Here is a 2,139-nt window from a genome sequence, read left to right as displayed (position 1 = left end):
GTTCCAGCTCGCGTGCAGCAACGCCGCGCCCAGCACGGCGCCCAGCTCGGAAGGCGTCACGCCTGCTCGGCCGCCGGTGCCGTCTCGGGAATGCCGTGGCGGCGGAAGTAGCGGTGCGCGACGAGCAGCGCGGCCGCCTGCATGGCGGCGCACAGGAAGAACGGCCCGCCCACGCGCCAGTCCTGCGGCGGCAGGTCGCTCGCGGCGCCCAGCAGCAGGGTGCCGACGAGCGGCGAGACGACGAGGCCGATGCTGCTGATCGATTGCAGGGAGCCCATCAGTTCTCCCTGTTCGCGGCTGGACGACGATTTCGACAGGATGCCCTGCAGCGCCGGTCCCGCGGCGAACGACAGCAGGTTGCAGAGGATGAAGACGTACATCATCCAGCCGTGCGTCGCGATCGCGTACAGGAAGTAGGTGACGGCGCCGGACGCGAGGCCGATCAGCGACAGCCGCACTTCGCCGAAGCGCCGGATCAGCGGCGCGAGCAGCCCGGCCTGCACGACGATCGAGCACACGCCCACGCAGAACAGGGCGATGCCGTTGTCGCGCGGCGTCCAGTCGAAGCGGAACGTCGTGAACAGGACCCACGTCGACTGCAGCATCATCTGGGCGAAGGCGACGAGCGTGTAGACGGTGATCAGGCCGCGGATGTCCGTGCGGCGCACGAGGCGCAGCAGGGATGAGAACGGGTTGATGCGCGACCACTGGAACGCCGCGCGGCGCTCGCGCGGCAGCGATTCCGGCACGGCGAAGTAGCCGTAGACGAAGTTCGCGGCGGACAGCGCGGCCGCCACGTAGAATGGCAGGTGCAATCCCATATTGCCCAGCAGGCCGCCCAGGATCGGCCCGCAGATGAAGCCGAAGCCGAACGCGGCGCCGATCTTGCCGAAGCTTTTCGCGCGGTTTTCCGGCGTCGACACGTCCGATGCGTACGCGGACGCGACGGACATGCTGGCCGACGACGCCCCGCCGATCACGCGCCCGATGAACAGGCAGGCGAGGTTCGGGGCCCAGGCGGTCGCGAGGAAGTTGATGCACATGCCGCCCATCGAATACAGCAGCACGGGGCGGCGGCCGATGCGGTCGGACAGCGCGCCCACCATCGGCATGAACAGGAATTGCATCAGCCCGAACGTGGCGCCCAGCACGCCGTACCACAGCGCCTGCTGCGTGCGATTGTCGACGAATTCGCCCACGAGGCTCGGCAGAACGGGCACGATCAGGCCGATGCCGAGCATGTCGACGAACACGCAGATGAGGACGAAATTCAGGTTCGCGCTTCTGGCCATGGGCGTTCCGGGACGATGCGGAAAACGTCTATGGTAGCACCGATTGCCCGGCAGACAACTGCTTGCTTTTCGATCAAGCTGCCACGTGCGGAATGCCTGCCCATTCGGCCGCGAAGGCGCTGCGGAAGTCCGTCAAGATCGCCAGCCGCTGTTCGGCGAGGCGGCGGCCGGCATCGGTCTGCATCATGCCCGGCAGGCGCGCCAGCTTCGCGTCGATGTGGTCGAGCGAATACGATTTGTCGTCGAGCGGACGGTCCAGCGCAAGCGGATCGCTGCCGTGGGCGAGGGCGCTGCCCATGCGGCCGGCGATATAAAACATGCGCGCGAGGCCGACGGCGCCGAGGCCGTCCAGGCGGTCGGCGTCCTGCACGATGCGGGCTTCCAGCGTGGTCGCGGGGACGGCGGCGGAAAAGCTGTGCGCTTCGATCGCGTGGGCGACGGCCGCAAGCTTGTCCGCCGGAAAGCCGAGCGCCGCCAAACGCTCGGTGGCCAGTTCCGCCGACAGGCGGGATGCAATGCTGCGGCGCGGGTCGTCCTTCGGCACGTTGACGAGATCGTGCAGATAGCACGCCGCCAGCACGACGAGCGGATCGGCCTGGTCGTGGTGCGCCAGCAGCGCCTGCGCATTGCGCCAGACGCGTTCGACATGGTTCAGGTCATGGGCGCCGTCGGGGCCCTGGTCGGCGACCGCCTGTGCGGCCAGTTGGGCGAGGCGGGGACGCCAGCTGTCGAGTTCAGGATGGAGTGCTTGCATTGGAGTCTACGGAAACGAGGGCGCGCTGCGACAGCGCGTCGGCCCCGGTGTTCTTGTGGCGCGGCACCCAGCGCATGATGCAGACCGATGCCG

The 2,139-nt window shown here is 68.3% G+C and carries 2 protein-coding genes; both read right to left on the bottom strand.

Annotation, left to right across the window (positions count from 1 at the left end):
* Window positions 1-56: 56 nt before the first annotated feature.
* Window positions 57-1,292, bottom strand: a complete 1,236-nt coding sequence (locus ACEN88_RS29880; protein WP_413345543.1) for a TCR/Tet family MFS transporter — start codon at window positions 1,290-1,292, stop codon at window positions 57-59.
* A gap of 73 nt (window positions 1,293-1,365) precedes the next feature.
* Window positions 1,366-2,046, bottom strand: a complete 681-nt coding sequence (locus tag ACEN88_RS29875) for an HD domain-containing protein (RefSeq protein ID WP_413345541.1) — start codon at window positions 2,044-2,046, stop codon at window positions 1,366-1,368.
* Between the last annotated feature and the right edge of the window lie 93 nt (window positions 2,047-2,139).

This window comes from Massilia sp. CT11-108 (genome assembly GCF_047302915.1).
Taxonomy (GTDB): domain Bacteria; phylum Pseudomonadota; class Gammaproteobacteria; order Burkholderiales; family Burkholderiaceae_D; genus Telluria; species Telluria orientalis.
This window is presented reverse-complemented; position numbering and strand designations above follow the sequence as displayed.

Bases quoted from the DNA above. Each gene is read 5' to 3' on its own strand.
- ACEN88_RS29880 (WP_413345543.1), bottom strand. From the start codon at position 1,292: ATGGCCAGAAGCGCGAACCTGAATTTCGTCCTCATCTGCGTGTTCGTC.
- ACEN88_RS29875 (WP_413345541.1), bottom strand. From the start codon at position 2,046: ATGCAAGCACTCCATCCTGAACTCGACAGCTGGCGTCCCCGCCTCGCC.